This is a genomic window from Psychrobacillus sp. FSL H8-0510, assembly GCF_038008345.1.
In the GTDB taxonomy this organism is placed as follows: domain Bacteria; phylum Bacillota; class Bacilli; order Bacillales_A; family Planococcaceae; genus Psychrobacillus; species Psychrobacillus psychrotolerans.
This window is the reverse complement of record NZ_JBBOYZ010000001.1, coordinates 858,098-884,458: the sequence shown is the minus strand read 5'-3', so window position 1 is coordinate 884,458 and position 26,361 is coordinate 858,098. Positions and strand designations below refer to the sequence as shown.

The 26,361-nt window shown below is 36.6% G+C and carries 22 protein-coding genes; 4 read left to right on the top strand and 18 right to left on the bottom strand.

Annotation, left to right across the window (positions count from 1 at the left end):
• Nucleotides 1-92: 92 nt before the first annotated feature.
• From gdhA to MHI40_RS04290, 3 genes are all read right to left on the bottom strand, one after another.
• Nucleotides 93-1,475 (bottom strand): NADP-specific glutamate dehydrogenase, encoded by a 1,383-nt coding sequence (gdhA, locus tag MHI40_RS04300; protein WP_340761665.1) that lies wholly within the window; start codon nt 1,473-1,475, stop codon nt 93-95.
• 493 nt (nt 1,476-1,968) lie between these two features.
• Entirely contained in the window at nt 1,969-3,564 is a 1,596-nt protein-coding gene (locus MHI40_RS04295) for a M20/M25/M40 family metallo-hydrolase (RefSeq protein WP_340761664.1), read from the bottom strand.
• 230 nt (nt 3,565-3,794) lie between these two features.
• Entirely contained in the window at nt 3,795-4,232 is a 438-nt protein-coding gene (locus MHI40_RS04290; protein ID WP_093537228.1) for a HEAT repeat domain-containing protein, read from the bottom strand.
• Between the two features lie 200 nt (nt 4,233-4,432).
• Between MHI40_RS04290 and MHI40_RS04285 the strand changes: the two genes are divergently transcribed.
• A complete protein-coding gene (locus MHI40_RS04285) occupies nt 4,433-4,642 on the top strand; it encodes a hypothetical protein (RefSeq protein ID WP_093537227.1) in 210 nt (69 codons plus the stop codon).
• 82 nt (nt 4,643-4,724) lie between these two features.
• On the opposite strand, the gene MHI40_RS04280 is transcribed toward MHI40_RS04285, so the two are convergent.
• The 13 genes from MHI40_RS04280 to MHI40_RS04220 all read right to left on the bottom strand — a co-directional run bounded on the left by MHI40_RS04280 (nt 4,725) and on the right by MHI40_RS04220 (nt 19,977).
• Entirely contained in the window at nt 4,725-5,483 is a 759-nt protein-coding gene (locus tag MHI40_RS04280) for a hypothetical protein (protein WP_340761663.1), read from the bottom strand.
• Between the two features lie 128 nt (nt 5,484-5,611).
• A complete protein-coding gene (locus tag MHI40_RS04275) occupies nt 5,612-6,409 on the bottom strand; it encodes a hypothetical protein (protein ID WP_340761662.1) in 798 nt (265 codons plus the stop codon).
• Nucleotides 6,410-6,426: 17 nt separating this feature from the next.
• A complete protein-coding gene (locus MHI40_RS04270; protein ID WP_340761661.1) occupies nt 6,427-7,146 on the bottom strand; it encodes a hypothetical protein in 720 nt (239 codons plus the stop codon).
• A 55-nt stretch (nt 7,147-7,201) separates the two neighbouring features.
• Nucleotides 7,202-7,915 (bottom strand): hypothetical protein, encoded by a 714-nt coding sequence (locus MHI40_RS04265; protein ID WP_340761660.1) that lies wholly within the window; start codon nt 7,913-7,915, stop codon nt 7,202-7,204.
• A gap of 20 nt (nt 7,916-7,935) precedes the next feature.
• The gene (locus MHI40_RS04260) at nt 7,936-9,396 is read right to left on the bottom strand and encodes a ribonuclease YeeF family protein (protein WP_340761659.1); all 1,461 of its coding nucleotides are present in this window, start codon (nt 9,394-9,396) and stop codon (nt 7,936-7,938) included.
• Entirely contained in the window at nt 9,393-9,695 is a 303-nt protein-coding gene (locus MHI40_RS04255) for a YwqI/YxiC family protein (RefSeq protein ID WP_093537221.1), read from the bottom strand. The genes MHI40_RS04260 and MHI40_RS04255 overlap by 4 nt, the downstream gene beginning before the upstream one ends.
• A gap of 21 nt (nt 9,696-9,716) precedes the next feature.
• Nucleotides 9,717-10,076, bottom strand: coding sequence for a YwqH-like family protein (locus MHI40_RS04250; protein ID WP_093537220.1), 360 nt, complete (start codon nt 10,074-10,076; stop codon nt 9,717-9,719).
• Between the two features lie 17 nt (nt 10,077-10,093).
• Nucleotides 10,094-10,603, bottom strand: coding sequence for a type VII secretion protein EssA (essA, locus tag MHI40_RS04245; RefSeq protein ID WP_340761658.1), 510 nt, complete (start codon nt 10,601-10,603; stop codon nt 10,094-10,096).
• Nucleotides 10,593-13,439, bottom strand: coding sequence for a type VII secretion protein EsaA (gene esaA, locus MHI40_RS04240; RefSeq protein ID WP_340761657.1), 2,847 nt, complete (start codon nt 13,437-13,439; stop codon nt 10,593-10,595). The genes essA and esaA overlap by 11 nt, the downstream gene beginning before the upstream one ends.
• The gene (gene essC, locus MHI40_RS04235; protein WP_340761656.1) at nt 13,436-17,914 is read right to left on the bottom strand and encodes a type VII secretion protein EssC; all 4,479 of its coding nucleotides are present in this window, start codon (nt 17,912-17,914) and stop codon (nt 13,436-13,438) included. The genes esaA and essC overlap by 4 nt, the downstream gene beginning before the upstream one ends.
• A 63-nt stretch (nt 17,915-17,977) precedes the next feature.
• Entirely contained in the window at nt 17,978-19,351 is a 1,374-nt protein-coding gene (essB, locus tag MHI40_RS04230; RefSeq protein WP_340761655.1) for a type VII secretion protein EssB, read from the bottom strand.
• Between the two features lie 14 nt (nt 19,352-19,365).
• Nucleotides 19,366-19,605: an EsaB/YukD family protein gene (locus MHI40_RS04225; RefSeq protein ID WP_093537215.1), complete on the bottom strand. Its 240-nt coding sequence runs from the start codon at nt 19,603-19,605 to the stop codon at nt 19,366-19,368.
• Between the two features lie 78 nt (nt 19,606-19,683).
• The gene (locus MHI40_RS04220) at nt 19,684-19,977 is read right to left on the bottom strand and encodes a WXG100 family type VII secretion target (protein ID WP_090565261.1); all 294 of its coding nucleotides are present in this window, start codon (nt 19,975-19,977) and stop codon (nt 19,684-19,686) included.
• A gap of 644 nt (nt 19,978-20,621) precedes the next feature.
• On the opposite strand from MHI40_RS04220, the gene MHI40_RS04215 reads away from it, so the two are divergent.
• The 3 genes from MHI40_RS04215 to MHI40_RS04205 are packed head-to-tail and all read left to right on the top strand — an operon-like array spanning nt 20,622 to nt 24,215.
• Entirely contained in the window at nt 20,622-21,374 is a 753-nt protein-coding gene (locus tag MHI40_RS04215; RefSeq protein WP_340764384.1) for a DeoR/GlpR family DNA-binding transcription regulator, read from the top strand.
• Complete coding sequence (gene pfkB / locus MHI40_RS04210) at nt 21,371-22,282, top strand: 1-phosphofructokinase (protein WP_093537214.1); 912 nt, start codon at nt 21,371-21,373, stop codon at nt 22,280-22,282. The genes MHI40_RS04215 and pfkB overlap by 4 nt, the downstream gene beginning before the upstream one ends.
• Nucleotides 22,283-22,298: 16 nt before the next feature.
• Nucleotides 22,299-24,215 carry a PTS fructose transporter subunit IIABC gene (locus tag MHI40_RS04205; RefSeq protein ID WP_340761652.1) on the top strand — a complete coding sequence of 639 codons (1,917 nt, stop codon included), beginning with the start codon at nt 22,299-22,301 and terminating at the stop codon, nt 24,213-24,215.
• Between the two features lie 302 nt (nt 24,216-24,517).
• Here the strand turns inward: MHI40_RS04205 and MHI40_RS04200 are convergent, their stop codons facing one another.
• Together MHI40_RS04200 and MHI40_RS04195 are read right to left on the bottom strand one after the other, a co-directional pair.
• A complete protein-coding gene (locus tag MHI40_RS04200; protein ID WP_340761651.1) occupies nt 24,518-26,011 on the bottom strand; it encodes a class I adenylate-forming enzyme family protein in 1,494 nt (497 codons plus the stop codon).
• Between the two features lie 171 nt (nt 26,012-26,182).
• Nucleotides 26,183-26,356, bottom strand: coding sequence for a hypothetical protein (locus MHI40_RS04195; RefSeq protein ID WP_175496262.1), 174 nt, complete (start codon nt 26,354-26,356; stop codon nt 26,183-26,185).
• Nucleotides 26,357-26,361 lie beyond the last annotated feature (5 nt).

Sequence of the window (26,361 nt, the reverse complement as noted above, 5' to 3'; positions counted from 1 at the left end):
CAGTAACCACAGCTAATTTTATTGTCATAGTAAGAACCAATGCTAAATATGCAAAAGGAGCAACTCTATTCGAGTTGCTCCTTTTGTTTTGATTAATGAATCCCGTGTGCTACCATTGCATCCGCCACTTTAAGGAAACCTGCTATATTAGCTCCAATTACCAGATTACCTGGATGGCCGTAACTTTCTGCAGCACTATAACAACTTGTATATATATTCTTCATTACCTGTTTCAACTTTTCATCTACTTCTTCCACAGTCCACGATAAGCGCATGCTATTTTGTGACATTTCCATTGCGGAAACTGCAACACCGCCAGCATTTGCTGCTTTAGCTGGAGCAAATAATACCCCTTTTGCCTGGAATGCAAGAATAGCTTCCTCGGTGCAAGGCATATTAGCACCTTCCCCTACTGCTTTTACTCCATTTTCTATTAACAACAAAGCATCTTCTTTTTCCATTTCATTTTGTGTGGCGCAAGGTAATGCAATGTCACAGGCTACTGACCAAATGTCTGTGCAGCCGTCATGATAGACTGCATTTGGATGAGTCTTTATATATTCCTGAATTCTTTTACTATCCAACTCTTTTAACTGTTTAACCGTTTCTACGTCAATCCCCTGAGGATCATAAATATATCCACTTGAATCACTACACGCTAATACCACTGCACCAAGCTCTATAGCTTTCTCCATAGCATATATTGCAACATTCCCAGATCCGGAAACGACTACTTTTTTTCCTTCAAAGGTATCGTTTTTTGCATTCAACATTTCTTCTACAAAATAGACTGTCCCATAACCTGTAGCCTCTTTACGACCTAGACTCCCACCATGGTTTGGATCTTTTCCGGTGAACACTCCTGCCTCGTAACCACCTTTTAAACGATTATACTGACCGAACATATAACCAATCTCTCTTTTCCCAACACCGATATCTCCAGCCGGAACATCCATATCTGGTCCGATATATTTGCTTAACTCGGTGATGAAGCTTTGGGTAAATCTCATGATCTCACGTTCCGACTTCCCTTTAGGATTGAAATCCGATCCACCTTTACCTGCTCCTATCGGTTGTCCGGTCAAAGCATTTTTAAATGTCTGTTCGAAAGCTAAAAATTTCATAATACTACTATTTACCGTTGGATGAAAACGGATTCCTCCCTTATATGGCCCCAAACTATTATTAAATTGGACGCGGAAACCGCGGTTTACCTGGACTTTTCCAGTGTCATCTTCCCATGCAACACGAAACGTAATAACTCGATCCGGTTCCGTTATGCGTTCTAAAATACCATTATGTATATATTCGGGATGCTTTAGAAATACAGGTCGTAGTGAATCAAAGATTTCACGTGCTGCCTGTAAAAATTCCTTTTCCCCTTGATTTCTATTCTTTACCAGTTCGAATACTTCATGCACATAATCATTTGCTCTATTTTTATGTTCTAAATTAGTTCTCATTGTTATTTCCATCCAATTACTCCTATCGTAAAAAATTATTAGTTTCATTATCTCCAAAAAAACCAAGATATTCAACATATTTATAAACAAAATATTATTAAAATACAAAAAAGTCTAATAAGTTACACAATTAGTAAAATAACCATCAGTCATAAATATAACAGTTTTTTTCGTTTCGAAAGTAAATTATCTCTTTTAGTGAGTCAATTTGTAGCGACAACATACACGCATCTAAGTAATCAGCTAACAAGCGCAAGTAAAAAAGACTTCCTTTTTTAAGAAGTCTCTTGACGACAAAGGTATTTTTATAAACGGTTATGAATAATAATAAATGTCCCTAAGGATGTTTATTATCCTCAGGAACGTAGTGACGAGGAGGCTGAAGCCAAGCCCACGGAAAGCGAAGTGGTGGGTCTTGCCGAGTTTAATATTCAACTCTATACACCTAAAATTGAGTTTGTCTACAGTCTTAGACTTCCTTTTTTAGGAAGTCTTTTTTGTATACTTAGTACAAACTCTTCAACAATTTTTCTAGCATTTCGGGCATCTCCACAAATGCACTGTCTACATGAAGTCTCTCTGTTTTTTGGTGCGCATCTTTACCAAATGGTCCAACGTTCAAAACAGGACCTTTTAGCTTCGCCATATCATTAAATGGAATATCATAAGTATCTCCCCAAACAGGTGTGTTTTTTTCAAATGCGGTCCAACCTTTGCCGTCATCCACGTAATTGACATAACTTAAATCGGAAATTCCATTGAAATAATGTATTTGATCAATTTTGTTGTTAAACGATCGACCTGCTTGCTGCATCAATTCTACTGCATCTTTTATCACCGGATCATCCGATGTGTTCACTGCCGGATAATAAGGTGGCGCGAATAGGATCACTGTTGCTGGTGCAAGCTCTTGACACTGGATCATCAGATCATCTACGATACGAAGTGACTTTTCTCTATCATCCCACTCCTCATTAGAAAGTGTTTGTGCTTTTAGCTGTTCCACCTGCTCGATGCCCAGCTTTTTATTTGCGTATGCTAATAGTTCTGCATAACGTATAACTTTCACTTGCCCCACACCTGTTACTTGTTCACGCTCACAAATCATGGAATAACTTTCATTCAATGCCTCCATTGCATCTTCTGTTACTTCCTCGAACAGATCCATTACTTCCGATGCAGTACGTTTTAGTAAAAACACATTGTATAATGCAACAGCACGATACGGTGTTTGGGTAGAATAAGATAATTTTAAATCCTTTTGCTGCAATGAAACAGGTAACGGCGTACTTTCTCCAAGGTCTGTTTCCCGGAATAAATCATTCCATTCCATACGTTGTGTTAAGAAAGATGCAATATAATTGGCAGTCATACCTTTCATAGGTTCCCCAACATGCGTTTCCTTCCCATAAAACAAAGCAGCAGGCATAATTTTGCCTATCGACCCTGTATAAATATATTCTGCAATATCAGTAGGGTTTTGAGAAAAGGAAGGTTCACTATTTAAAAAAAGCTTATAAGTTAAGTTGAATTCCTCCCGTATTCGGACTAAATGTGTAACAGCAGCACGCATACCAGCAGAATTGACTTCTTCATCTGGAACCGTTGTCAAAATAAGATTGATCGGCCACTCCTCGACACTTGCTTTTTCTATCAACTGCATATGTAAGGCAAGACCCATCTTCATATCCATCGTACCGCGACCAAACAAATATTTACCAGTCTCCAAATCCGCACGAGCGCTTTCTGGTAATTCTTCCGGATTTTCCATCAATCTTTTTGTTAACTCTTCAGGGAAATATGCAAGCGGCTGTAATACACCGTACTCTTCCGTCTGAACTGTATCAAAATGACTGATCAATACAACTGTTTCGGTCGCCTCAGGATGTTTATATAATGCCGTCACTACTTGTCTTCCTAGCCCCGCATCATGCATTTGTAATAAACTCGGACGGTCTTGAAAATAGCGAAGTTCCCCTAACTTATTCACTAATTTTGGTGCAAATGCTCTTTCACCTTCTGTTAAAGTAATACTATCCCAACTAACCAATTCACATAGCAAAGTACGCAGCTTCTCAGGTATATCCCATAATTTCCCCATGATATTCTCTCCAATCATTACTAACTATCTATTTAAAATATATGCGCTACCCTATTAAGTGTCAATCTAATAAGGAATATTATTACTTATACTTATTATTTACTAAATTATTTTCTATAAAAACTTAATCTTATTACCGAATACAACTTAATTCAGAAGTATAAATAATAAATTTATATGCACGAAAAAAGCAATTGCCTATGAAGACAATTGCTTTTTTGTATTTAAAATTATTTTAAGTTAGACCATTCGTTTTCTAACCAAGTTTTGAATTCATCGCCTTTGTCACCTTCATACGTATCATATACATCAATACGCATTCTCTTTAACTTTGTTAAAAACTCTTCAAATGTATGGTCTTTAGGCAAACTCTTTTTAACACGAACAAACACTTTGTTTGCTCCTTTTACTAACTCAAACTTTTTACGCTTTGGTAATTGTGCTTCTTCTCCAAAATCCAATAAACTTTGGAAAGCAGCCTCTTGTACTTTGTAAACCGGATCATTTGCAAGTCTTGTTCTTAATATATCCTTCACTTGGCTGTGATTATACTTTCCTAATTCAACTACTGCATCGTAACGCGATTTCCAGCTTGCAGTACGATTAGCTGCCTTTTTTAGTTCTTCATAATTCTCTGGTAATTCCGTTTTTATTGTATTGTTTCCCATATGATCAAACTCCTTTATATTCTCTAATTCAGTATTTTCAGCATCCCTTCATTATATACTACTTAAGTAATATCACCTAATTTATTCTATAAGAAAGGTATCCTCATTAAGTCTCACAAACTATATACCCAATAAAACTATCTTTTATCTATTAACCTTTAGATAGGCAAATGCTATACTCCGTTAAAGGAGGGAGAATATTGCGTAATACTGGTGAATTGAAAAAGTATAAATTTTACCTGAAATTTAAAGGTGGTAATAATCTGATATTCGAAACGAATACAGATATCCGTACAGCTGAAAGAAATAAAGTTGATGGCGGAATATTTGTAGAGACCGAAAACAGCTATACAATCAACCTAGCGCAATTAGAAAAATTAAATGTCAAAATACTTCATGAAAATACATAAGATTACTACTTGAGAGAGATCAGGAACTTTGATTAATTACACAAAAAAGTGCCTGATTTCTCTACTATTATTTAATAGTATTCTACTTTAAATAACCTCGCTCATTGAAGTTAAAACTTTGAAAACGAATTTTACAATATAATATCACCAATTGTTCTGGCAATACAAATACCATAGTAAAAAATAAACCTATACCTATAACAATGAAAATGATCATATTTAAATCATTGAGTGTAGATATTCTAGCAATATATTGTATGACAAAAACCAATCCTGTACCTGCAACAGTAGCAACAGGTATATATGATTTCACTTCAAACCGTCCACGAAGTTCTTCTTTTTTTGATCCTTTTCTATACTCCCCTCTTTGTAACAAAATATAGAAACGAATACTTGTGAGAACGAAGACCAACAGCCCAATTCCAAGCGTTACATAGGTAAAGTTTAGTAAAGATTCTGAGCTTTCCTTTGTTCCACTCCCATCGTCATTCCCTATCAAAAATAATGCACAGATTAAAAAGCTAACAGAAAATAAATTTTGTGATACTAAAATGGAAATAAAATACTGCATTTTGTCGCTTCTTTTATATACTGCAGGAATAGAATAAAGAAGAGAAAACAAAATTAATACGCCAGTTATCCATAAATGAACTGAAAGTATTTCATCTTTATATGGATAGGTAGTGTTAACTCCTACAAAGAAATACTCTAATGAAAATAGAATTCCCTGTAGAAATATAGTCAAAAATAGTGCTCCAGCTATTGAACCAGGTGCCTGTCTTCCTGATTTAAGAGGCTCTTTTAGCACTTCAAAATCCTGTTCACTCAGCTTACAAGCCATTGATACACTCCCCACTCAAAAGAATTATTATTAGTATTGTTGGAGGGTTAATAGAATAAAACAAATATTACTCCATAGACAACAAGCACTCTTTTCAACTGACGAAAAGGTGCTTGATTTCTCTACTATCACTTATTAAGTGTTGTTTGTTGATTTTGCATCCTTACTAACACATCTAAGATTTCTGAAACAATTTCCAAATTGGAACTTTGTTTTCCTTCCAATAACTCTTTATTGTCTTTTTTCACCATTTTGAATGTCCAATTATTTCTAGGTGAAGTCAACACATGCATCCCTTCGATACCCCAATGATTATCCTCTTTAAAAAATACCATTAATCGATTATTATGTACCATACTTTTCAATGCAGCATCCAACTGACTACTAACACTCTTCCAAATTTCACCCGAATTGATAAATTCCAAGTTCTGTACATCCGTTATGGAACGTGCTTTAACCCACGAATTATAGGAAGAAGTAGGTATAAGAATAGTTTCCCCTTCACCGTTTGAGCGACTTTCTACACCTAAAAGCATTCGAGGATAAATAACATTATTCCAAACATAGTCTGGAGTTCCATGTACATATAATGTAAACTCACCGTCATCGTTCTCTTTGCATTCCACCACATGGTCTTTACTAAAATAAAAATAACTTTTTTGAGTCCCATCTTTTATAATCTCCACAACCATATTGGTACGTGACATAATCCATAGTGCATTTCCAAAGTTTTCTTCTAATTTTATTTCCTTATCGACTAAGTCAATTAGATTTAACTTATGTAGTTTTTTATAGGTTTTCTCCCATTCCCTTTCAATTTCGTACTTTGTTAAATGTTCGAAGGGATTCGAAAAGCCTATTAAAGTTTTCGTATTTAACGTTTGCATCATTACAAAAATGTCTTGTACAGTAAATGTTGGAATCATTATTTTCCCTTCTTCCTCTATTTCTTTTTCTTTTTTCTTCTCTTTCTTTTTTTCTTTTCGTTTTCGTGCCTCTCATCCTTTGGTAAACCGAATTCTGGGTAAATTGCCAACGCTCTATCCATATGCTTTCTGATAAAAAAGTATCGGTGAATATTAATAGATAAAAATGCCGTAAAAAAAGATAAAAGAGTAAGACAAACTATCATTAATATACTGATCCCCGAGTCTGTATAGACAACGGACAATATTATTTGTCCTAATATATATGAAGCCCCTGCGATAGATGCCCATCCTACTGGAATGGAACTTTTTTGTTGTAACTTATAATATGTCTCACTATAAAGAGCTTTCCAGTTCATCCAGTTCATCCCCAAAATTAGTAGAATGAATAATATTATATTAAACATAAATGGAGCCCAACCATTTATTTCAAGATTTTTGTATAGCATTTTTTGTATGCTTACAAAAAAGACGTAAGTATTGACGACACCGTATACCCCTAAATATAAATAATAGGATTTTTCATATTTATAAGGATCTATTATATAAATAATTCCCCAACATGTTATTAAAGCTGCAGGGACAATAGCTGCTAATAAAAATGGCAATGAGAAGGGAACCGCTAAAATAGGGAAAACCCCCATTAAATACAAAAATAAAAGTAAGTATCCTATTACTCCTTCTTTATTAGATTTAGGTGAGTCAAATTTTAAATAAGACGAGAAAATGTTATCCATTTTTTCTTTTTGAATTAGAATTCTCTCCTTACTAACTCCTGCTAAAATATACCGTTTATTTTAACTTTTTCTTTCTCGTATTTCTCTCACTTTTCGGCAAACTAAAGTTTGGATATACCTGTTTTACCAGTTCTATATTCTTATGAATAAAATAATAACGATGAATATAAACGGAAAAATAGGAAGTCAAAAGAGCAAGTAAAGAAACTAACACAATCAGTAGTGTACTTACCGCGTCATCACTGTAAATGAACGATAATATAAACTGACCGACAATATACCCTAAAGCCCCAATCATTGCCCATGACATATTTAGACTTTTTTTCTTCTGTAACTTATCATAAGTTCCTGAATTTAAAGCTTTAACATTTAATATATTCACTCCTACTAACAGAGCTATAAATAACATTAGCCATAAAACAAACGGTTTAGTACCTTCTACTCCAATATTCACATAAAGTAGTTTTACTACAACTAAAAAAAATACATACGTATTCACTATTCCATAAATACCGAAGAATAAATAATAGGACTTTTCATTTTTATAAGGATCAATTACATAAACAATTGCCCATATAGAAATGAGTGCAATTGGTATTATTGCTGCCATAAAAAATGAAAAAGAAAACGGTTCACCTATTATAGGAATTATTCCGGTGAAATATAAAAATATAATGAAAAATACTATAATATTTTTTTTATTCATCTCGGGAGTTTGAAATTTTAAGTAAGACAATGTATTACTGTCAATATTTTGCTGTTTAATCACTTTCTCCTCCAATTAATCTATTAATCAAACCAACCAGCAACACCGTCAATAAGACCTTTAGTTCCTATTTTAATAGCATCACCTATAGAATCGGACTCACCATCACCATCAACGTCCATAATTTTCACTTCACTTAAAACAGCAGTTACTGCTACACCTACGACTAATCCTACAACTGCTCCTGCAACAACGCCTACTGGTCCTCCGGCTACACCTACCATTGCTCCAGCTTGGGCCCCAGCCCATGCTGAAGCTGCCATTGATGCACCAGCAACTGCAACGTCACCTGTTACATTACCAGCTATTTCGCTCGCAGACTCATTATTTTGTATACCATGTACGATATCTCCACCGGCTGTAGCAAATACTCCAATATATCCAAGTTTATTTGCAGAAAAACGAAACGTGGATTTGACATTTGTTGCTGGATCCACTCTTTTAAAAATCTTTTCATAGTTTGTAGCGTTTGCCCCAGAATATGTTTTGTTTTTAACACCAATTAAGTCTGGTCTAGTAATCTTAATAACTGTTTTAGTGACATTCTGTTTAGTTGTCCTAGTAGTTCTAGTAATCCCAAATCCCTGGGCAGCTAATCTGACTTCTTTGTAGGTGGAGTTTCCCACTACAGCTGTGCCTAATAAAGTCGCAGCTGCATTGATAGGCTTATTTTGCCAATCATTAATATTAACGCCTACAGTAGACATAATGCCTTCCCATAAACTTTCCTTAGCAGTAGAAGTAGGGGTAGGGGCTGACACTTCCACACCATTTTCTTCTACTCGTGGATTTGAGGCAAGCATGTCTATTTGATGCTGCAAATAAAATTGACCAATCGGCGTTGCATCTTGCACTGAGTTCCAACTATCGGCTGGGAAGTTAACATCCGTTAATCCTTCTTCCATTAAATACTCCATATCTGTTAGCCATGCTTCCATATTTAACATGGCTGCCTCTATAAGAAGCAGTGCATTGGTTTGAGACAAATCGAATTCATTTAAATCCGAAACCGTATTATTTCTAGATGTTTTAGCGCTAGTTACACCTTCTTGCACACCACTATCGTCTAAATGTGGCAGTGGAACTATATCGGAAACAGAATTGATAATACTATTGGATTCGTCCGTTAAACTAGTGGTTACTTGAGAAATTTCGTTTAGCCCATCTTCTACTTCTCCTTCCAGATATGCTTGTCGAATATAGCCATTAGCATCCGGCTCTAAAGTATCCAAGGCGGAATTCATCGTAGTAAGGGTCGTATTAAATAGGTCTTTAAATGTTAAAAAGAAATGTAGAAAGGGGAGATGGCAATCATTATAGAATGATCTTATTGCATTCCCACCTTCTCCTTTAAGCGTTTCCTCCATCATAACTAAGCCTTGAACCGCAGTTTGAATCGCATTAATTTCCCCTTCTAGTCTTGACAGCATATTAATATTCCCTTGAAGTCCCTCATGAAATGGTTGTATGCTTAGTATTTTCATCTCGCCACCACACTAGTTCCATTTACTGTACATTGCATCGCTGCTGATATTTTTTGATCGGACTCTTCCATAAAGTCGATAGAAGCAGAAGTTGTTTGAATATTTCCAGTCGACAATGTTTGATATTTTACAAGTAATTGATCCAATTTTAAGGATAACTCATTAAATTTTGTAACAACATCTAGGGTATTTCCACTAATAGGTGGTTCTGCTTTTGGATTGAGTAGATTAACTGCACCAGTCATTTCTCCAAGCTGATTTTCTACATCTGCATAGACTATTTTAACTTCTGTAGACATAACGTTTCTCCCCCTTGCAAGTTAGTATGCTTTCGCTTGAGCTTGCCGTGCTTGTTCTGCTTCAATATTGGCGATAATCTGTTGAATCGATATAATTTCTGCATTCAATTCACTAATTTTCGCGGAAATAGCACTAAATACATTAGAAAATTGAGTTCCCGATATATCTACATAACTAGTGTGAATGCCAGATTCCCGTATATCGTCAAACTTATTTGCGTGATTTCCTTGCCAAGTAGTGGATGTTAGTTCCGGTTCCAAACATTTGGGTTCATTCGTGTTATATTCGGATTGTTTCCCCTGCAAAGAAGACTGACATGTTATTAATCTCTGCAAATCTTCCCTCTTTTTAGCTAAGAGTGCATAATAATGACCAAGCATATACATTACCTCCTAATTCATTTTGCAATTATTTTGGAATCATTAGCATTGACTAGCCTTGGTAATAGAATGACAAACAACATCAGAACACCTAGCGCTATTATTCCGAAAAACAGGATATTTCTTACGCTATTATTTGAAGATTTCTCTTCCTTCATGTCGGCAGCTGATAATTCTAGTTTCTTTGTATCAGAGCTAGAAAATAATTTTAGCTCTGAAGACTTCGCAGTTACGGTACTTTTTTCCCCGCGCTCAGCTGTTTGAAACAAAAAGGATGTATCTCCTCGATTAGGAAGCTTATTTCTCCCGTCAAAGTATATATCAAATTGCTTTTCAGGAATTGTATTTTTCATCTCTGTTTTTTGCTTGTCATGTAGATAATCGGTATTTTTCTTAAATTCTAGTTTTTCATAAATCAAAGGATCCAAGTCTTTTGCTTCTTTAGGTTCTTCTGCAACAACGATAAAACTAGTTCCTATAAACATAAGTATTATCAGTGGAAGGATAAACCGCCATTTAGCTCTCATACGCTTCATCTGCCACAGATGCTTTTGATTTATTAGTACTCATAAAGTAAGTAGTAGCAAGCATTGCTAGAGCGATAACTGCTGTAATCACTGCTCCCCATATAAAGCTAGTTTCAGGTTCATATTTGATAGACATATAAACGGTAGACAAGACATCTGGTATATTAATATCAGGTACAGCAAGTATTAATAATGGAATAATGTATAAACACATCAACGCCACACTAGCTAGCCACCCAACGGATTGTCCGAACTCTAATGCAGCACGAATGATAGCTGCGCCAGCAAGCAATAAAAGAATAGTAAAGATTGTCCATTCTAGTGCACGGTGGTCATTTAAAATATACATATAGATACTGTAGAAACTGATAATAAGACCAACAAGTATAGACAATAGAGCAGTCAGAGCTAACTGGAGTCCAATAGGTCCTTCTTTCATCTGATAAGAGAAATAACCGATTAATAAACTACTGATTAGTAGAATGATAAATAAAATTACAGGCGGAACTTTTTCCATTTCATCCGAAACAGCTGCTTCGCCTTTTACTTCCAATGGATTCACAAAGTGATTAAATGCATATCCATTTTCCTGACCATCTACATACGTGTTAGCTAAAAACTCTTGAATATCATTATCAAAATCAGACATAGCATTTACATTCGTATCCCATTTACCACTGAATTCATTAGATGTCTCTTTTATATTGTCTGCTTTCACAGTTAAATCATTGGCATAATCTACTAAACTGCTTTGTTTTTGCGATAAAGATTGAATCATTCCACTTAATGTTACAAGCTGAGAAGTGACATTTTGTTGACCAGCCATTACTTGCCCTTCAGAGGTAGTTGCCACCGGTTCTCCAGATGGAATCATATTCGCTGGATTCTGAATTTGAGCAAGTAAGACATTTGCTTGTTCATCGATAGAATTTAGTTCGCTGATCAAAGAAGCATGCTGTTGTTCCGCAGTTTCTTTGTAACCAGACATGATTGCTGCAAATGTTGTACTTAAATCAGACATTCCTAGTTCTGTTTCTGGAATACTTTCTTCAACCGAAGTCCAACCTTCTAACTCCAATTCATTAATATTTACCACATTTTTCAACAACGCTGTTAAAATTTCATCCTTTAGAATAGCATCCTTATTTGCACTGCCTCCACCTTCATTGAGAGTAAATTCAAATTGCTCTAAAGTAGCATAGTAGGATAGCAAAGAACTAGTATCTGTTTTAGCTGCTCCCTTATCAAATAGTTCTTGTAATCTATCTTTTTGATTTTTTGAAACGTTAGGGTTAGCAAGCAAATCATTTTCTTTTTGCATTATTTCCATTCCAATACGTGCAGTATCAGTTGGGTAAGTATTTATAATTTGTTGTATAGACTCGTATTCCCTATAAATAGAGTTATAGTTTTCCAATAGTTTTACATACTCTTCAGAAGCTTGTGTATAGTCAGTCGTTGCGGTTTGGTTTGTATTAGTCCATGTAGCTTCTTTTTCTGATAAAGCTGCTGTAATCGAGCCTAATTCTGCTTGAAGGATATCAATTTCACTTATAAAAGCCGATGCAGGATCCGTTTCAGCCACTTTTGTTTTTAAAGAGGTTAACCCTGTTAATATACTATCCACTTTCACACGCTGTTCTTCTAAACCAGGTAGAACAACAGAAGCTTTGTCCGCAGCTTTTTTCTCCAGTTGTTCTTTAATAGAAGTAAATTGGTTCGGCTCTGTTCCTATGGAAGCTGCTGCAAGAACTGCATTTCCACTTTTCCCTGCTTCTATGCCTTTCTCTAAACTATCTAAGATTGTATTGTTGTAGCGATCGATTGCAGTTCCCTGCACTACTAGTAAATCTGCCAGTTGACGATCCACTTCATTTTTACGTAGTTCGGATAATTCATTAAATTTTTCTTTATTTGTATCGATTACATGATTCACTTTTTGAATTTCTTCATTTATATTGTTATTACTTTCTTCTAACATTTGCACGGACTGATTAAATTGTTCAGCCTGTGTTGCTGCTGCTGCGTGAATTTTTGCCAAGCTGGCATCCTGTACTTGTTGTAGTATTTGCCTTTGTGTATTTTGAAATTCTTTATATTGCTGAATATAGGTGATGAAGTTATTCATCTGCAATCCGAATGTATCGGCATTTTCAATTCGACTATTATGTGCATTATTTGCTGATCCGATTGTCGTTTGCAATGCCGCCATTTGATCTTTTTGCGTTTGCATCTGTTCAGCTAATGTTTCCGACTCAGGCTTATAATAAGCAGACATGGAACTAAGGAATTCTGTTTCTTTTCCTAAAATGCTCGTAAACTCTTTTTTAATATGATTCATTTCCTGCGCTATATAGCTCCAGTATAGAGTGGAAATTTTATCATTTACGCGGTCCGTTGCTACTTCTATTTCATGTAAAACCTGTTCCTTACGCAATCCCGTTTTCTGACGCTGAACTTGATAGGCAAACTCTGCTTTTTTCGGATTTTGTTCATCATAAGACATTATATTTTCTGAGAAATTGGAAGGAATATAAACAATGGCATCGTATTGGTTAGACTTTAACCCATTTTCTGCCGCACCACGTCCCATTACTTTCCAACCAAAATCTGAGTCCTCTGCTAAAATAGAGACTACTTCGACACCCATTTGTACTTGTTCTGCATCTTTTGTTAATCCCATATCTTCATTTACGATTGCAATAGTGCGCTTGTTCGAGTTATTCAAATCGAGAATATTAACGCCCATCAGTTGGAAAAAGATAATAGGAATAGCTAGTATTAATAGAATTCCAACACCATATTTTAATAGTCTGGTATTTTTAGTTGATTTCATTGTACGTTCGTCCTCTCCAACTCACTTAAAGGGATTTTAACTTTAATGGCATTCCCATTTAAAATATAATGTGCAAATCCAAGTGGAAGCTCTGCTTCTTTTCGTTCATATGCAACTGTAAACAAAGTCTGCTCTGACTTTTTCATGTAGACGAGCGCCTGTCTAACAAGCTTCAACTCATTCGTAAAGGCATCATAGCCCTTCGTAATTTCAGCGTTATTCCCAGACACGATGACATTAAATCCTAAGTGACCGTATCGTTTCATCAATTTCGCTAGTCTGTCCTGTATGGTAATATCAGCTACTTGCAGGAATCTTGTATAGCCATCAATGATGAAATAAGAAAGCGTGATTTTTCCTGGATTCCCTTGTTGAATACTTTCGAGATAGTCCCGTTCTACTTCCGCATAATATTGCTCGGTCCGAGTAATCCATTCCACTAAATTCTCTTTCGTTTCCAGATAATCAATGGATTCATAAGCAGTAAATTTGGATAATCCTCTGTCAAACGAATCAAATATAGAGATAAACCCTGTTTTCTGTTCTAATAGTGTGTGAAGCATCAAAGTGATCGTATTGGTCTTCCCTCTTTGGACTTGCCCTATGAGTAGACAATGACGATTTTTCTTAAAGTCGATGGTAATTGGAAGAACTGTATCCTCATCCAATCCAATTGGTACGATTCCATTCTTTTTCTTTCCATCCAAGTAGAAAGAGAAACTTGAAGCTGATAGCTCTAGTGGAAGCATTGGAATTGGTAACGGATGTGTTCGTTCCTTATATTGCGCTCTTAAATTACTTACTTTATTCTTAATAGATTCTAATACTTCATAGTCATCTGCCCCACTAGCTGGCAAGTAAATTTGAGTAAAGTAGGCATCTTCTTTCTTTAGAATTGCTCTACCCGGGAAAGGTTCTAGGTCAAATGGTACTCGTCCGATTACTGTAAATGATTCCGTTGCATCCATTAAATAATGAACAATTTTAGTTTTTAAATTATTCATTAAGGACTGTCGAACGGATTGAACTCTTGTTGCAGCCACAAACAGGTAAATTCCAAGCGATTGACCATCTCGACCAAATTGAATTAGTTGTGCTTCCAATTCTTCCATTTCCTCACGGACAATATCATAATTATCAACGACTATATATAGAAGAGGTAACTTTTCCGTCGATAAATTATTATACATATGAATGTTACTAACCTCTGATTGTTGGAAAGTAACCTTTCTTTTGGTGATTTCTTCTTTCATAAGCTTCACTAGTTTTTCTCTTTTTAACTCTTCATCAATCGTGAAATAATCAGCAGTATGAGGGAGCTGTCTGAGAGGAAGTAGCGAGCCATTTCCATAATCAAGCAAGTAAAAATTTGCTTCTTCTGGAGAAAGATTTTCCGCAAGTCCCAATATAGTTGTAAGTAATGTATATGATTTCCCATACCCTGAGGAACCGAACACGCCAAGATTTCCATCCTTTGTCCAGTTATAGGCAATTGATGACTGACTTTGCTTTTCTGGTTCATCAATCATTCCTAAAGGGAACCCTGGTTGAATAGTAGTTACCTCTTGTTGTTTTTCAAGACGCAAAGGTAACGGCTCCAACCATGGACTAGCCACCTTTTGGATACCCAAATCACTAGTTATTTTAGCAATTTTAGCAGTAACTGCCTCCATTTCTGTCAAGCCACTAGATTTCTTTTTCACATTTGTCGCAATACCAGAAAGAGGATATAAACCAAGATCTGTGATAAGTGCCACATCGTCTTCACCCTCTAAAACTTCCTCCTTGTAAGGAGCCCCACTCCATGCAGATTGAAATAGCTCATACACTTCATTATTTCCAACTTGCAAATAACCACGTCCAGTTACAGTAATCGTAGCCGCATCTCCGTTCTTCAGGATTTCTTTACTATCCGATGCATCCTGAACCTTTAGTGCAACTCGAAATCTCGCATTACTCCAAATCTGTTCGTCAATAATACCGCCGGGCTTTTGAGTAGCCAATATAAGATGTACCCCTAAACTTCGCCCAATTCGAGCCGTACTCACAAGCTCTCGTATAAAATCTGGTTCCTCTCGTTTTAACTCTGCAAATTCATCCGAAATAAGGAATAGATGAGGAAGAGGTTCCATTGCCTTTCCTTCTTTATACAAGGTTGAGTAATCATCAATATGCGACACAACATATTGATCAAATAGACGTTGTCTTCGTTTGAGCTCACTATTTATAGATGCAAGTGCTCGCATACTAAAGTTTTTACTACCTTCTATATTCGTAATTGTTCCCAAAAGATGGGGAATATGCTTGAAAGGTTGAGCCATTCCTCCACCTTTATAGTCGATTAATAAGAAAGCTACTTCATGGGGATGATAATGGACTGCAAGCGATAAAATATATGTCTGTAAAAATTCACTTTTACCTGAACCAGTTGTCCCCGCTAACAATCCATGGGGACCATGCGCCTTCTCATGCAAATTCAATGCAACAAGTTCATTCTTCCCTTTGAAACCAATTGGAACAGCAAGTGATTTTGCTGACTCATTCAATGTCCAATTTCGTGCTATTGGTACATCCTCTACATCTTTCACGCCAAACATCTCTAGGAAACCTACCGAGTTTGGAATCGAGTTTTTAATGCCTACTTGGTGATTCAATGTTCGAAGCATTCGTGTAAACCTTTCATTAGTCGAAGCATCAAATTCATCTAAATAAAAAGGAATATCAACAGCCTTTCCTGCCTCAATGAGGATATCTCCTTCCCGTTCATTTACATATCGAATGAGCGTATGAACATTTTCGGTCATTCGTTCCTGCGCAGATTCTGCGAAAACAACAGATATGCCAAGGTCTTTTGTATGCTGGCTTTCTAAGTATTCTAAGATGACATGCTCAGCAAGCAGGGAATAATCTGCCACGAAGAAAACTAAATGGGGGGCAAATATTGTTTTCCCCTTTTGGACGTCAGTATCTCGCTCACGAATAATTTCATATAACGAAGATAATAATTGATCTCTCGTTTCTTCGTTATGTATCAAACCTCTTGCATGCATATGCGGCAGTTTAAAATGTGGTAACCATTTCATCCATTCCATTTCAGCATATTCCTCATGATTGAAAATATAGATAAATCTTGTATCATGATAGCTTTGTGAAAATGCCAATTGACCAATTATTTGTTGTAATTCACGCTTTATAACGGTTTCTTTACCAGTTAAACCTAAGATGCCTTCTGATAACTTCGTTGTAATTGGTGCGTCTGGAATTTCTTTGTAAACCTTTTCCATTCGCTGAGCTTGTTCTAGTAAATCATCTATTTCTCGGTTTGCTAAATCTCCAGAAGATAGTTTAACTTCATAGCTAGCTTTCACATTTCCTGTTCCTAATCTGAATTCTAAAAAATCATGGCTTTCTAGCGTTCTTTCCCAAATTCTACTAGACAAGTCTTCCGTCATTTGTTTCATTTCTTCAAAAGAGGGGAAATGGTAGGTCAATACTTTCTTCTGCTTCTCGGATAATTCATAAAGCTGTTCTCTCATATTCTCTAAATAGGCGGTATAAACTCGAAGTCTTTTTTCCGCATTTCGCTTATCTTTCTTTTTGTCTCGGAAGTATTGAACGGTAGAGGTAACTAATACTGTTAAAAACATAGTAATAGAAATAATGACGAAAATTCCTCTTGGGATGAAAATAGCTACAAGTGCCATTACAACAAGCATCACAAGTGGCGGTGCTATAATAAGCAATAATCCTCTTCCAGAAGCCTCCGTTTCTTGGGTAGGAAATGTTAACGAAACTTTGTCATCTGGAAGATCATAAATCATTCTTGGTGTTCGACGATAATCTGGATACATCTGCAATATTTCAGATGCCGGAATGTCAATTATAGGAAGTTTCGTCGTATAAGGAACTGCAGCAGTTACCTCTATTAAGTCTTTCTGAAGTAATTTCATCTCCATAAAAGCCCACTGAAGCACATCACCGTTAGCTAGAATCGTGTTAGAATCCACTAATTTCCCATTTACATATAATGGACACCCGTAGTCTTTTTTTATAATCCACCCATCTGCGATTTGATTTAGTGAAAAATGTCCAGATTCTATTCTTGGAAAACTAGTTTTCAGTCTTTGAAATGTTGCGATTTCTAATTGGGTATCAAATGAAACTTCATTTTTAAAGTCTATATAGTATGTTCCGGAAGAGACCGGAGTGGAAAAAGCATATAGGTGGAGGGACTTTTCCTTTTGTTCAATTGTCAATCCCTCATCGTCTGTTAACTTTCCAAAGGAATTATCTTCACTATAAACGGCGAGTCCATCCTCCTCTTTTTTTAACGTTAAAGGTCCATTTAGAAAGGGGAACGTCTGAATCGTTATATCATGTTCAATTGCTGGACCAATCGTCAAAGCGGTAAAACCTTTTTCAGGAATTGTAATTTGCTGATAGTTTTCGTCATAGAACAACCATAATTGTTGCAATAGGTACACCTTCTTTCAATTCATTTTCGAATTTTATATAGGGAGCAATATTTTTGTTTGCTATTACTTTGGTTGTTCCGTTTTTTGCTGATCTTGTTGTTCCTTTTGCTTTTGCTCTAGTGCTTGTTGTTCCTTTTGTTTTTGCTCTAGTTCTTGTTGTTCCTTTTGTTTTTGTTCCAGTGCTTGTTCTTCTTTTTCCTTTTTCTTTAGTTCTTCTTTTTCTTGTTCTTGCTGTTCTTGCTGTTCCTGTTGTTCTATTGCTTGTTGTTCTTGTTCTTCTATTTCTTCCATCAACATCTCATATTCCGCTACTTCTTGATCTATTTCATTTAGCTTTTCTTGCATTTCTTCACCAGTTAAATCTTTATCTGCCTTCACTTCTTCTCTTAATTTCAACAGACCATACGTGATTAACTCTCCATCTTCCATTGCTCTAGCGATATCTACAGCATTTTCTGCCTCACCACGTCCGAGATAAATCCAATACTTCAAATAATCAGGATCCGTTTGCAAGGTAATATTAGAAAGCACATTTTTCTTTTGTTCTTCATCTAAGCGTTCATTTGTAACGGAGGAATAGGCAAGTTCATACAGCACGATAAACGGCATGGACTTAACGCTATAAGGGCTTAATATTGTTACTACTTGGCTGTAGTTTTGACCGAGGAATGACATTTGACTATCGATAAAGGCTTCGTTTTTTGGCTTTTCATGTACGAAGTAAATAATTGCAAATACAATAGCAGGAATAATAAGTACACCTAACCCAATCGATAACCACTTAGTTAATTTCCATTTCTTTCGAGGAAGCTTCACATTTTCTAGTTCTTTTTGTTCTAATAGCTCCATTTGCTGACTTATATAGTTGAGTAGCGAGTCACTTTCCTTCATCGTCATAATCGTAGAGCCTAGATCCTTCAATTCCAAAATCTCTGAATACTTTAAATACTCCTCAAATGTGAAAGAGCCGTCTATTGCGGCTGCAACTACGGCTTTTGTTTCTAACCAGACCCGCTCATCATTTGTTTCAAAGGGTGGTAAACTACCTAACACTCCAAAATAAAGAAAACTCGGATCCATCCCTTTGCTATATATAATGTTTTCCGGAGAAACAATTAAATTTAAGCGCGGGTATGGATGTGAATATACCTTTTCCACTAATTGGTATGCAAACATCCACCTAGACTTTTCATCCTCCACATGGATAGCATCATATCTCTTAAAGGATGCAGGAATATCTGCTTGAATAATTAACTCATCGTCGGTTATGACTATGTCTTTTTTTATTTTTGGATTAACTTCTTTTAAAAAAATAATCTCTTCTGTTCGTTTAAACCCAACTCTCTCTTTCTGAAAGACAAAAGTAGTTTTAGAAGGTTCTTCATTAATTTCCGCACCGATTCGGTTTTTCAAGTATGTATGTGAATGATTGACCATCTTTGTAGCTCCTATCAAATAATTTCAATTCGATCACCTGTCGTTATACCGCAATGGGCTAACGTCAAATGTCCCGGGAATATTTTATCTTTATTCACAACGCGCACCCAATGACCTTCGCGTGGATTTTTTGAAATAGAACTGGCCTGCCAGGCAATATCAATCATTTTTTTCATAGTATAATAATCGGAAAGTCTTAAATCGATGATTTTTCCATCGTATTTAGAAAGATCGACAGTAATTTCTATATACACTTTTTTCACCCCAATTAAGGAAAAAGCGCCTTCCTGTGCGGGAATGACGCCCTACTTTTTTACAAGCTAACTGATAAATTATCCACGAATTTGACTAGCAACTTGTTGATCTGCATCTTGTAGTGCTTGACCAGCGCGGCTTAATTGAATACCTACTTCACTTAATAATTCACGCATTTCATTGAAATGAGGTTTTAGTCTTTCATATTGCTCAGCGAATGCAGCACTAGAAGAACCTTCCCACATCGATTGTAATTCACCGATCATGCCATCTAGGCGACCAATTTGTGAAGCAACCTCCCCTGATTCATGGTTGTAGCGAGAAGCCATAGCATCTAACTCAGCTGGTGTTACGCGAATAATTCCTGACATTCCAAACATCTCCCTTTTCTTTGAAATTTTAAGACATTTATAAAATAACTGTGTAGCGCTTTCAACAGAACCCACAGGTACTTCCTACATTCAAAGTTCCACTAATACCCATTACCCTCTATCTATTAGTTTATAAACCTAATAAAATTATTAATTTCAAAAAATCTATAAACTAGAATTTTTTTATAAGTCTTAGAAAACTTTTCCTTTATTATAATAAATACCATTACATAATCTTATAGTCAAAATTCCTATCAACCCCCCCAAAAAAATACTAGACCTATAAGCTCATAGACTTTTGTCATTAAATTTTCCCATATAGAGTTACTTAATATTTTTTCGTTTTCGTATTTAAAAATTAGTTGTATAAAAATCATAAAAATATTATTAAAAATAATACGCATTACTTTTATATCATTTTTTCAAAAATGCACCAGGATAATATCTCGTTATAAAGATACTCAAAGACTTAGTTTATTGTCGCTATTCATCATTAGATAAAGGTTGAGAGCAAAATTAAGAAAGAGAGAGAAAAAATGATTGTTTTTGGGCGTTTATGAATGTTTGTGATTGAATTAAATTATGAGTTCAGGTATTATTTATTTAACAGAAATTTAACTCTATTCAAGAAAGCGGTTGATTACTTGTTAACAAACGAGAGACATGCTTATATCTTAAAAAAGCTAGAAAAAAAACAAACGGTAAAAATCCAAGAATTGGTGGATGAAACTGCGGCTTCCGAATCGACAATTCGAAGAGACTTAACAGAACTTGAAAGCCAGCAAAAACTAGAACGCGTTTTCGGAGGCGCTATTCTGACTAGGAGCAATCTAATAGAACAAAGTGTGACAGATAAATCTACTCAGAATCTAGCCGAAAAAATTCATGTTGCACAAGCTGCAGCGGAACTGATCAAAGAAGGAGACAGCGTCTATTTGGATGCTGGTACCACAACTTTTCAAATGATTCCATTTTTGCAAAACAAAAACCTTTTGGTTGTAACTAATGGTTTGACACTCGTTGATGCCTTGAAAGATTATGGCATCACCACGTATTTAACCGGTGGATTATTTAAGTCTAAAACGAGTGCATTTGTCGGTTCTCAAACTGCCCGGGCTATGAAAAACTATCGTTTTGATATCTGTTTTCTTGGTGTTAATGGTCTGCATGAGCAATATGGGTATACGACACCGGATCCTGAAGAAGCAGCTATCAAACTATTGGCAAGTTCCTTGTCTAGAAAAACCTTTGTGCTAGCTGATCATTCAAAAATCAATCAAGTTAGTTTTGCGAAAATCATGGATTTGGAAAAGGCCGAACTCATCATCGATAGTATACCGGCAGAAACTTTGGATATTTTCAGAAAAAAAACTTCAGTAAAGGTGGTGCACGAATGATTTATACTTGCACTATTACACCATCAATCGATTATACCGTTTACCTGGCGGCTTTCGAAAATGGAAAACTAAACCGCTCCGAAGAAGTATATTATTATCCTGGCGGCAAGGGTATTAATGTTTCCAGAGTATTGAACAGACTTGGTGTTAAGAGCAAAGCCCTAGGATTTACTGGCGGCTTTACAGGTAGCTATATAGAAGAATTTCTACAAAAAGAAGGAGTAGATACTGATTTCATTGAAACTTCGGAAATAACCCGGATAAATATTAAAATAAAGGCAGATAAAGAAACAGAATTAAACGGGCCAGGTCCAAAATTAACGGAGCAACAATTACTAGTTCTCACAAATAAAGTAAAAGGCATGAAAACAGGCGATTGGTTCATTCTTGCAGGCAGTCTTCCTATCTCCATCTCCGATAGCTATTTTCTTGACCTTGCGGAAATCTGTAGGGAGAACGGAGTGCACTTTGTACTTGATACTTCCGGTCAAGCACTGAAAAAACTGACAAAAGTACCCTGCTTTTTGATCAAGCCTAACCTCGAGGAACTAGGAGAATTATTCGATACCGAAATCACAACTATTAAGGATGCCCATCATTATGCCAGAAGACTTTTAGAAAATGGCATCAAACATGTCATCGTGTCGATGGGCGGCGACGGGGCTTTACTCGTTACCAAAGACCTCTCTTTAAGAGCTAAAGCGCCGACTGGTCTTGTCATCAATACAGTAGGATCAGGCGATTCACTCGTTTCTGGTTTCATCGCTTCCTATTCAAAAGACGAAAATCCTGAAAAAGCTTTTCGTTACGGTGTTGCAAGTGGAAGCGCCACGGCCTTCCGTTCAGATTTATGTGATCAACAAGGCGTCGAAGTATTACTAGAACAAGTAGAAATCACCCCAATCTGATGAAGGATGTGACAGGATGAAAATTACACAATTATTGACAGAAGAAACAATTATACTGAATTTAGATGCCACTTCAAAACAACAGGTTCTGGAAGAATTGACTGGACAATTGGAACAGGCCGGAAAACTAGTGGACCGCCAAGCGTTCCTGAAGGATATCCTAACGCGTGAAAATCAGAGCACTACAGGTATCGGCGAAGGCATTGCCATTCCTCATGCCAAGTCAGTAGCAGTCGATGCTCCAGCCATTGCATTCGGCAGATCTGAACATGGTCTCGACTATGAATCATTGGATGGCCAACCCGCTCATCTATTTTTCATGATTGCAGCCACTGAAGGTGCCAATGATGATCATCTGGAAGCCTTGTCAAGACTAGCAACATTTTTAATGGATGAAAAATTCCGTTCACGTATTCTTGCAGCCAGTTCTAAACAGCAAGTTTTGCAAGCGATTACAGACAAGGAGATGGAAGCCGAAGGGTCAGAAAAGCCGCTTGAAGAAAAGGATAAACCTCGTTCATCCGCTAAAAAGATTCTAGCGGTTACAGCCTGTCCGACAGGAATCGCCCATACCTATATGGCGGCAGAAAAACTCAATGATCGTGCAAAAGAACTTGGTATTACACTGAAAGTGGAAACCAATGGCTCGAGTGGTGTAAAAAATCGACTGACCGATGCGGAAATTACAGAAGCAGAAGCTATTATCGTGGCAGCAGATACCAAAGTGGATATGGCTCGTTTCGATGGAAAACATGTCATCCAGACTGCAGTTGGCAAAGCGATTTATGAAACAGACGATTTACTGAATCGAGCGGTTAACCAAGATGCACCGATCTATAAGCATGACAAGTCAAAGGATGAAGCATCCTCTAGTGAAGGTAAAGGCGGGTTTTATAAACATTTAATGAACGGTGTTTCCAATATGCTACCATTTGTCGTAGGTGGGGGTATTCTAATTGCCATTTCCTTCTTCTGGGGCATAAATGCATCAAATCCTGACAGTCCTGAATACAATGAATTCGCTGCTATGCTGAATACTATTGGTGGAGGCAATGCCTTCTTCCTAATGGTTCCAGTTCTAGCCGGATTTATCGCAATGAGTATTGCCGAACGTCCGGGATTTGCACCAGGAATGGTCGGCGGACTGATTGCTATTACCGTAACAGGCGTTGAAGGAGCAAGTGGTGGTTCCGGATTTCTTGGTGGACTGATTGCCGGGTTCCTCGCTGGTTATGTTACGCTGTTAGTCAAAAAAATATTTTCAAGACTTCCTAATTCACTTGAAGGGTTAAATCCAGTATTGTTCTTCCCAGTGTTTTCAATTGCCATTACTGGAATAATCATGATGTTAGTCAATCCTGAATTGACGAAAGTCTATACAGGCATTTCAAGTTTTCTTGAAAGCCTTGGTGGGACAAATCTAGTGCTTGTCGGATTACTTCTAGGAGGCATGATGGCTATTGATATGGGCGGTCCTGTCAATAAAGCGGCTTATACATTTGGCATTGCTATGCTTGATGCACAAAACTTTAATTTCATTGCTACTGTCATGGCAGCAGGAATGGTACCGCCACTTGGCGTAGCGATTTCTACCACACTTTTCAAAAATAAATTCACAAAACCTGAACGAGAAGCCGGCAAGACAGCTTATGTGCTCGGTGCTAGCTTTATCACGGAAGGTGTTATTCCGTTTGCAGCAGCAGATCCCGCACGCGTTATCCCAGCTTCTGTTGCCGGAGCTGCAGTCACTGGTGCATTGGTAATGCTGTTTGACATTGGTTTGCGCGCTCCTCACGGTGGAATTTTTGTGATCGGCCTTGTTGATGGAGGTGCGATAAATATACTATTGTATGCATTCGCTATTCTCGTGGGATCCTTTATAACAGCTATAACCCTTGGATTCCTGAAAAAGAAAATCGTAATTGCTGCATGATTCAATACACTCTAGCTTTCGGATCTTCTCTCCGAAAGCTTTTTTAATAGATAAGTATATAAAAATACAATATGAATACGTAGTTATGGAATGAATCATACTACTGATTTCCGTTACATGTGGACTCTCGGAGCAGAAATCAATAGCATATCTATATTTTTTTTAGAAGACCAGGCATCTTTTTGCCTGTTTTTTATTTTATATCAGTTACACTTGTACATGAATTTTGCAGGTTAGCTAATTATTTGGAGAAATACAAAAAAGACATCCTATTCCTTATCAGAAGTAGAATGTCATTATTATCAGTCTCGTAATGTAGTCTTTAGGACTTTTCCACTTGCATTACGTGGTAAGCTGTCGATAAATTCGACTTCTACGGGGAGCTTATATTTCGCTAAACTTTTGGAGCATTTACCCAATATATCTTCTTCTTTAAGCAGTTTCCCTTCCTTCAAAACTACATACGCCTTTGGAACTTCCCCATATACCTCATGAGGGACACCAATTACTGCGGCTTCTAGTACTTCCGGTATTTCATAAAGCACCTCTTCTACTTCTACTGGGAATACATTTTCTCCACCACGAATGATCATATCTTTTTTTCGGTCGACAATATATAATAGACCGTCCTCATCCATTCGTCCTAAATCCCCAGTGTACAGCCACCCATCTCTAATTGCCTGTCGTGTTGCTTCGTCATTTTTCAAATATCCCTTCATTAACTGAGGTCCCTTCACAACAATTTCACCTACTTGCCCAATAGGCAAAGGGTTACCTTGCTCGTCAACTACTCGCACTTGTGTTCCTGGTACCGGCTCTCCGACAGATCCTACTTTTTCCAGGGCATAACGATCCTTCAACGTCGTTGCCGCCGGCGAGTTTTCCGTTTGCCCATATATATTTTGAACTTTCACTTCTGGATACATTGCTTTTATTTTACGGATTAACTCAAATGGCATAGGCGCTGCACCATACGTAAACAATCTTAGATTAGTTAACTTGAGTATTTCCATTTTAGGGCTATTCAATAAGATACTATACATCGCTGGAACACCAAAAAAGACGGTGATTCTCTCTTGTTCTAATGTATCCATTGTTTGTTCTGGAGAAAAGCCTTCTTCAATAACAACAGTTCCACCAGCATAAATAACCGGGATACTAAATACATGACTTGCTGCACAATGAAAAAGAGGAGCTACTATTTGCATACGATCTGCTGAGTTTAGTTCAAGTGCTTCGACATAAAGCTTCGCCGTTGCTCGAACATTCGCCGCCGAAAGCATAACCCCTTTTGGCTTACCTGTCGTACCAGATGTGTAAAAGATAACAGTCGTTGTATTTTCATCTACTTTTCCTTCATTAAATAACAAACTATCATTATTGAACACTTCCAGAAGCGTATTTTCTTCTCCTAAATATAAAAGATCCTCAAAACTATTCATTGTTTCTGGAAGGTCATTTAATATTGAGTGTAATCGAGTATCATATATTAAGGCCTTTGCCTCTGAATGCTTAAATATATAATTGACTTCTGGAGCAGTTAGCTTCGTATTAATCGGAAGAATTGTAAATCCGCCTAACTGACATGCATAATAACAAGTCAGAAAATAATCGGAATTTATCAAGTATACCGCTATGATATCTTCCTGCTCATACCCTTTCGATTGAAAATATCCTGCAAGACGTTTTGCCTGCTCGAACAATTCCTTGTAGCTTGTCTCCCTGCCTTGAAAAGAAGTGATAATTTTCTTAGGTGTTTCCTTTGCTAAGTATGCCAATCTCTCTGATACTAACATTCTATTCCCCCTTTATCCTGTCTCGCATTCAATTATTCTGAATTTATATAATATTATAACTTTAATATTATTATACATAATTAATAGCAAAACGATAACTATTTTAACGGGGAATTCCAACCATATAAAAGTGTGAATCAATCGATGGTTGAAGATAATCGATTGATGATCCTATAAAATCGAGCGATAGCCACTAATAATCGATCGATCAATAGCAAGAATCGATTGATCAGCGGCAATAATCGATCGATGATCATGGTGGTCATTAATAATTTTCGCTTCTAAATGCAAAAAATATTCCTTTCCAAAAAAAGCTCCAGCGAGTTTTATACTCGCTGGAGCCAATTCAT

Coding starts and splice junctions, on each gene's coding strand:
- gdhA (WP_340761665.1), bottom strand. CDS start 1,475: ATGGAAATAACAATGAGAACTAATTTAGAACATAAAAATAGAGCAAAT.
- MHI40_RS04295 (WP_340761664.1), bottom strand. CDS start 3,564: ATGGGGAAATTATGGGATATACCTGAGAAGCTGCGTACTTTGCTATGT.
- MHI40_RS04290 (WP_093537228.1), bottom strand. CDS start 4,232: ATGGGAAACAATACAATAAAAACGGAATTACCAGAGAATTATGAAGAA.
- MHI40_RS04280 (WP_340761663.1), bottom strand. CDS start 5,483: ATGGCTTGTAAGCTGAGTGAACAGGATTTTGAAGTGCTAAAAGAGCCT.
- MHI40_RS04275 (WP_340761662.1), bottom strand. CDS start 6,409: ATGATTCCAACATTTACTGTACAAGACATTTTTGTAATGATGCAAACG.
- MHI40_RS04270 (WP_340761661.1), bottom strand. CDS start 7,146: ATGGATAACATTTTCTCGTCTTATTTAAAATTTGACTCACCTAAATCT.
- MHI40_RS04260 (WP_340761659.1), bottom strand. CDS start 9,396: ATGAAAATACTAAGCATACAACCATTTCATGAGGGACTTCAAGGGAAT.
- MHI40_RS04255 (WP_093537221.1), bottom strand. CDS start 9,695: ATGTCTACAGAAGTTAAAATAGTCTATGCAGATGTAGAAAATCAGCTT.
- MHI40_RS04250 (WP_093537220.1), bottom strand. CDS start 10,076: ATGCTTGGTCATTATTATGCACTCTTAGCTAAAAAGAGGGAAGATTTG.
- essA (WP_340761658.1), bottom strand. CDS start 10,603: ATGAGAGCTAAATGGCGGTTTATCCTTCCACTGATAATACTTATGTTT.
- esaA (WP_340761657.1), bottom strand. CDS start 13,439: ATGAAATCAACTAAAAATACCAGACTATTAAAATATGGTGTTGGAATT.
- essB (WP_340761655.1), bottom strand. CDS start 19,351: ATGGTCAATCATTCACATACATACTTGAAAAACCGAATCGGTGCGGAA.
- MHI40_RS04220 (WP_090565261.1), bottom strand. CDS start 19,977: ATGTCAGGAATTATTCGCGTAACACCAGCTGAGTTAGATGCTATGGCT.
- pfkB (WP_093537214.1), top strand. CDS start 21,371: ATGATTTATACTTGCACTATTACACCATCAATCGATTATACCGTTTAC.
- MHI40_RS04205 (WP_340761652.1), top strand. CDS start 22,299: ATGAAAATTACACAATTATTGACAGAAGAAACAATTATACTGAATTTA.
- MHI40_RS04200 (WP_340761651.1), bottom strand. CDS start 26,011: ATGTTAGTATCAGAGAGATTGGCATACTTAGCAAAGGAAACACCTAAG.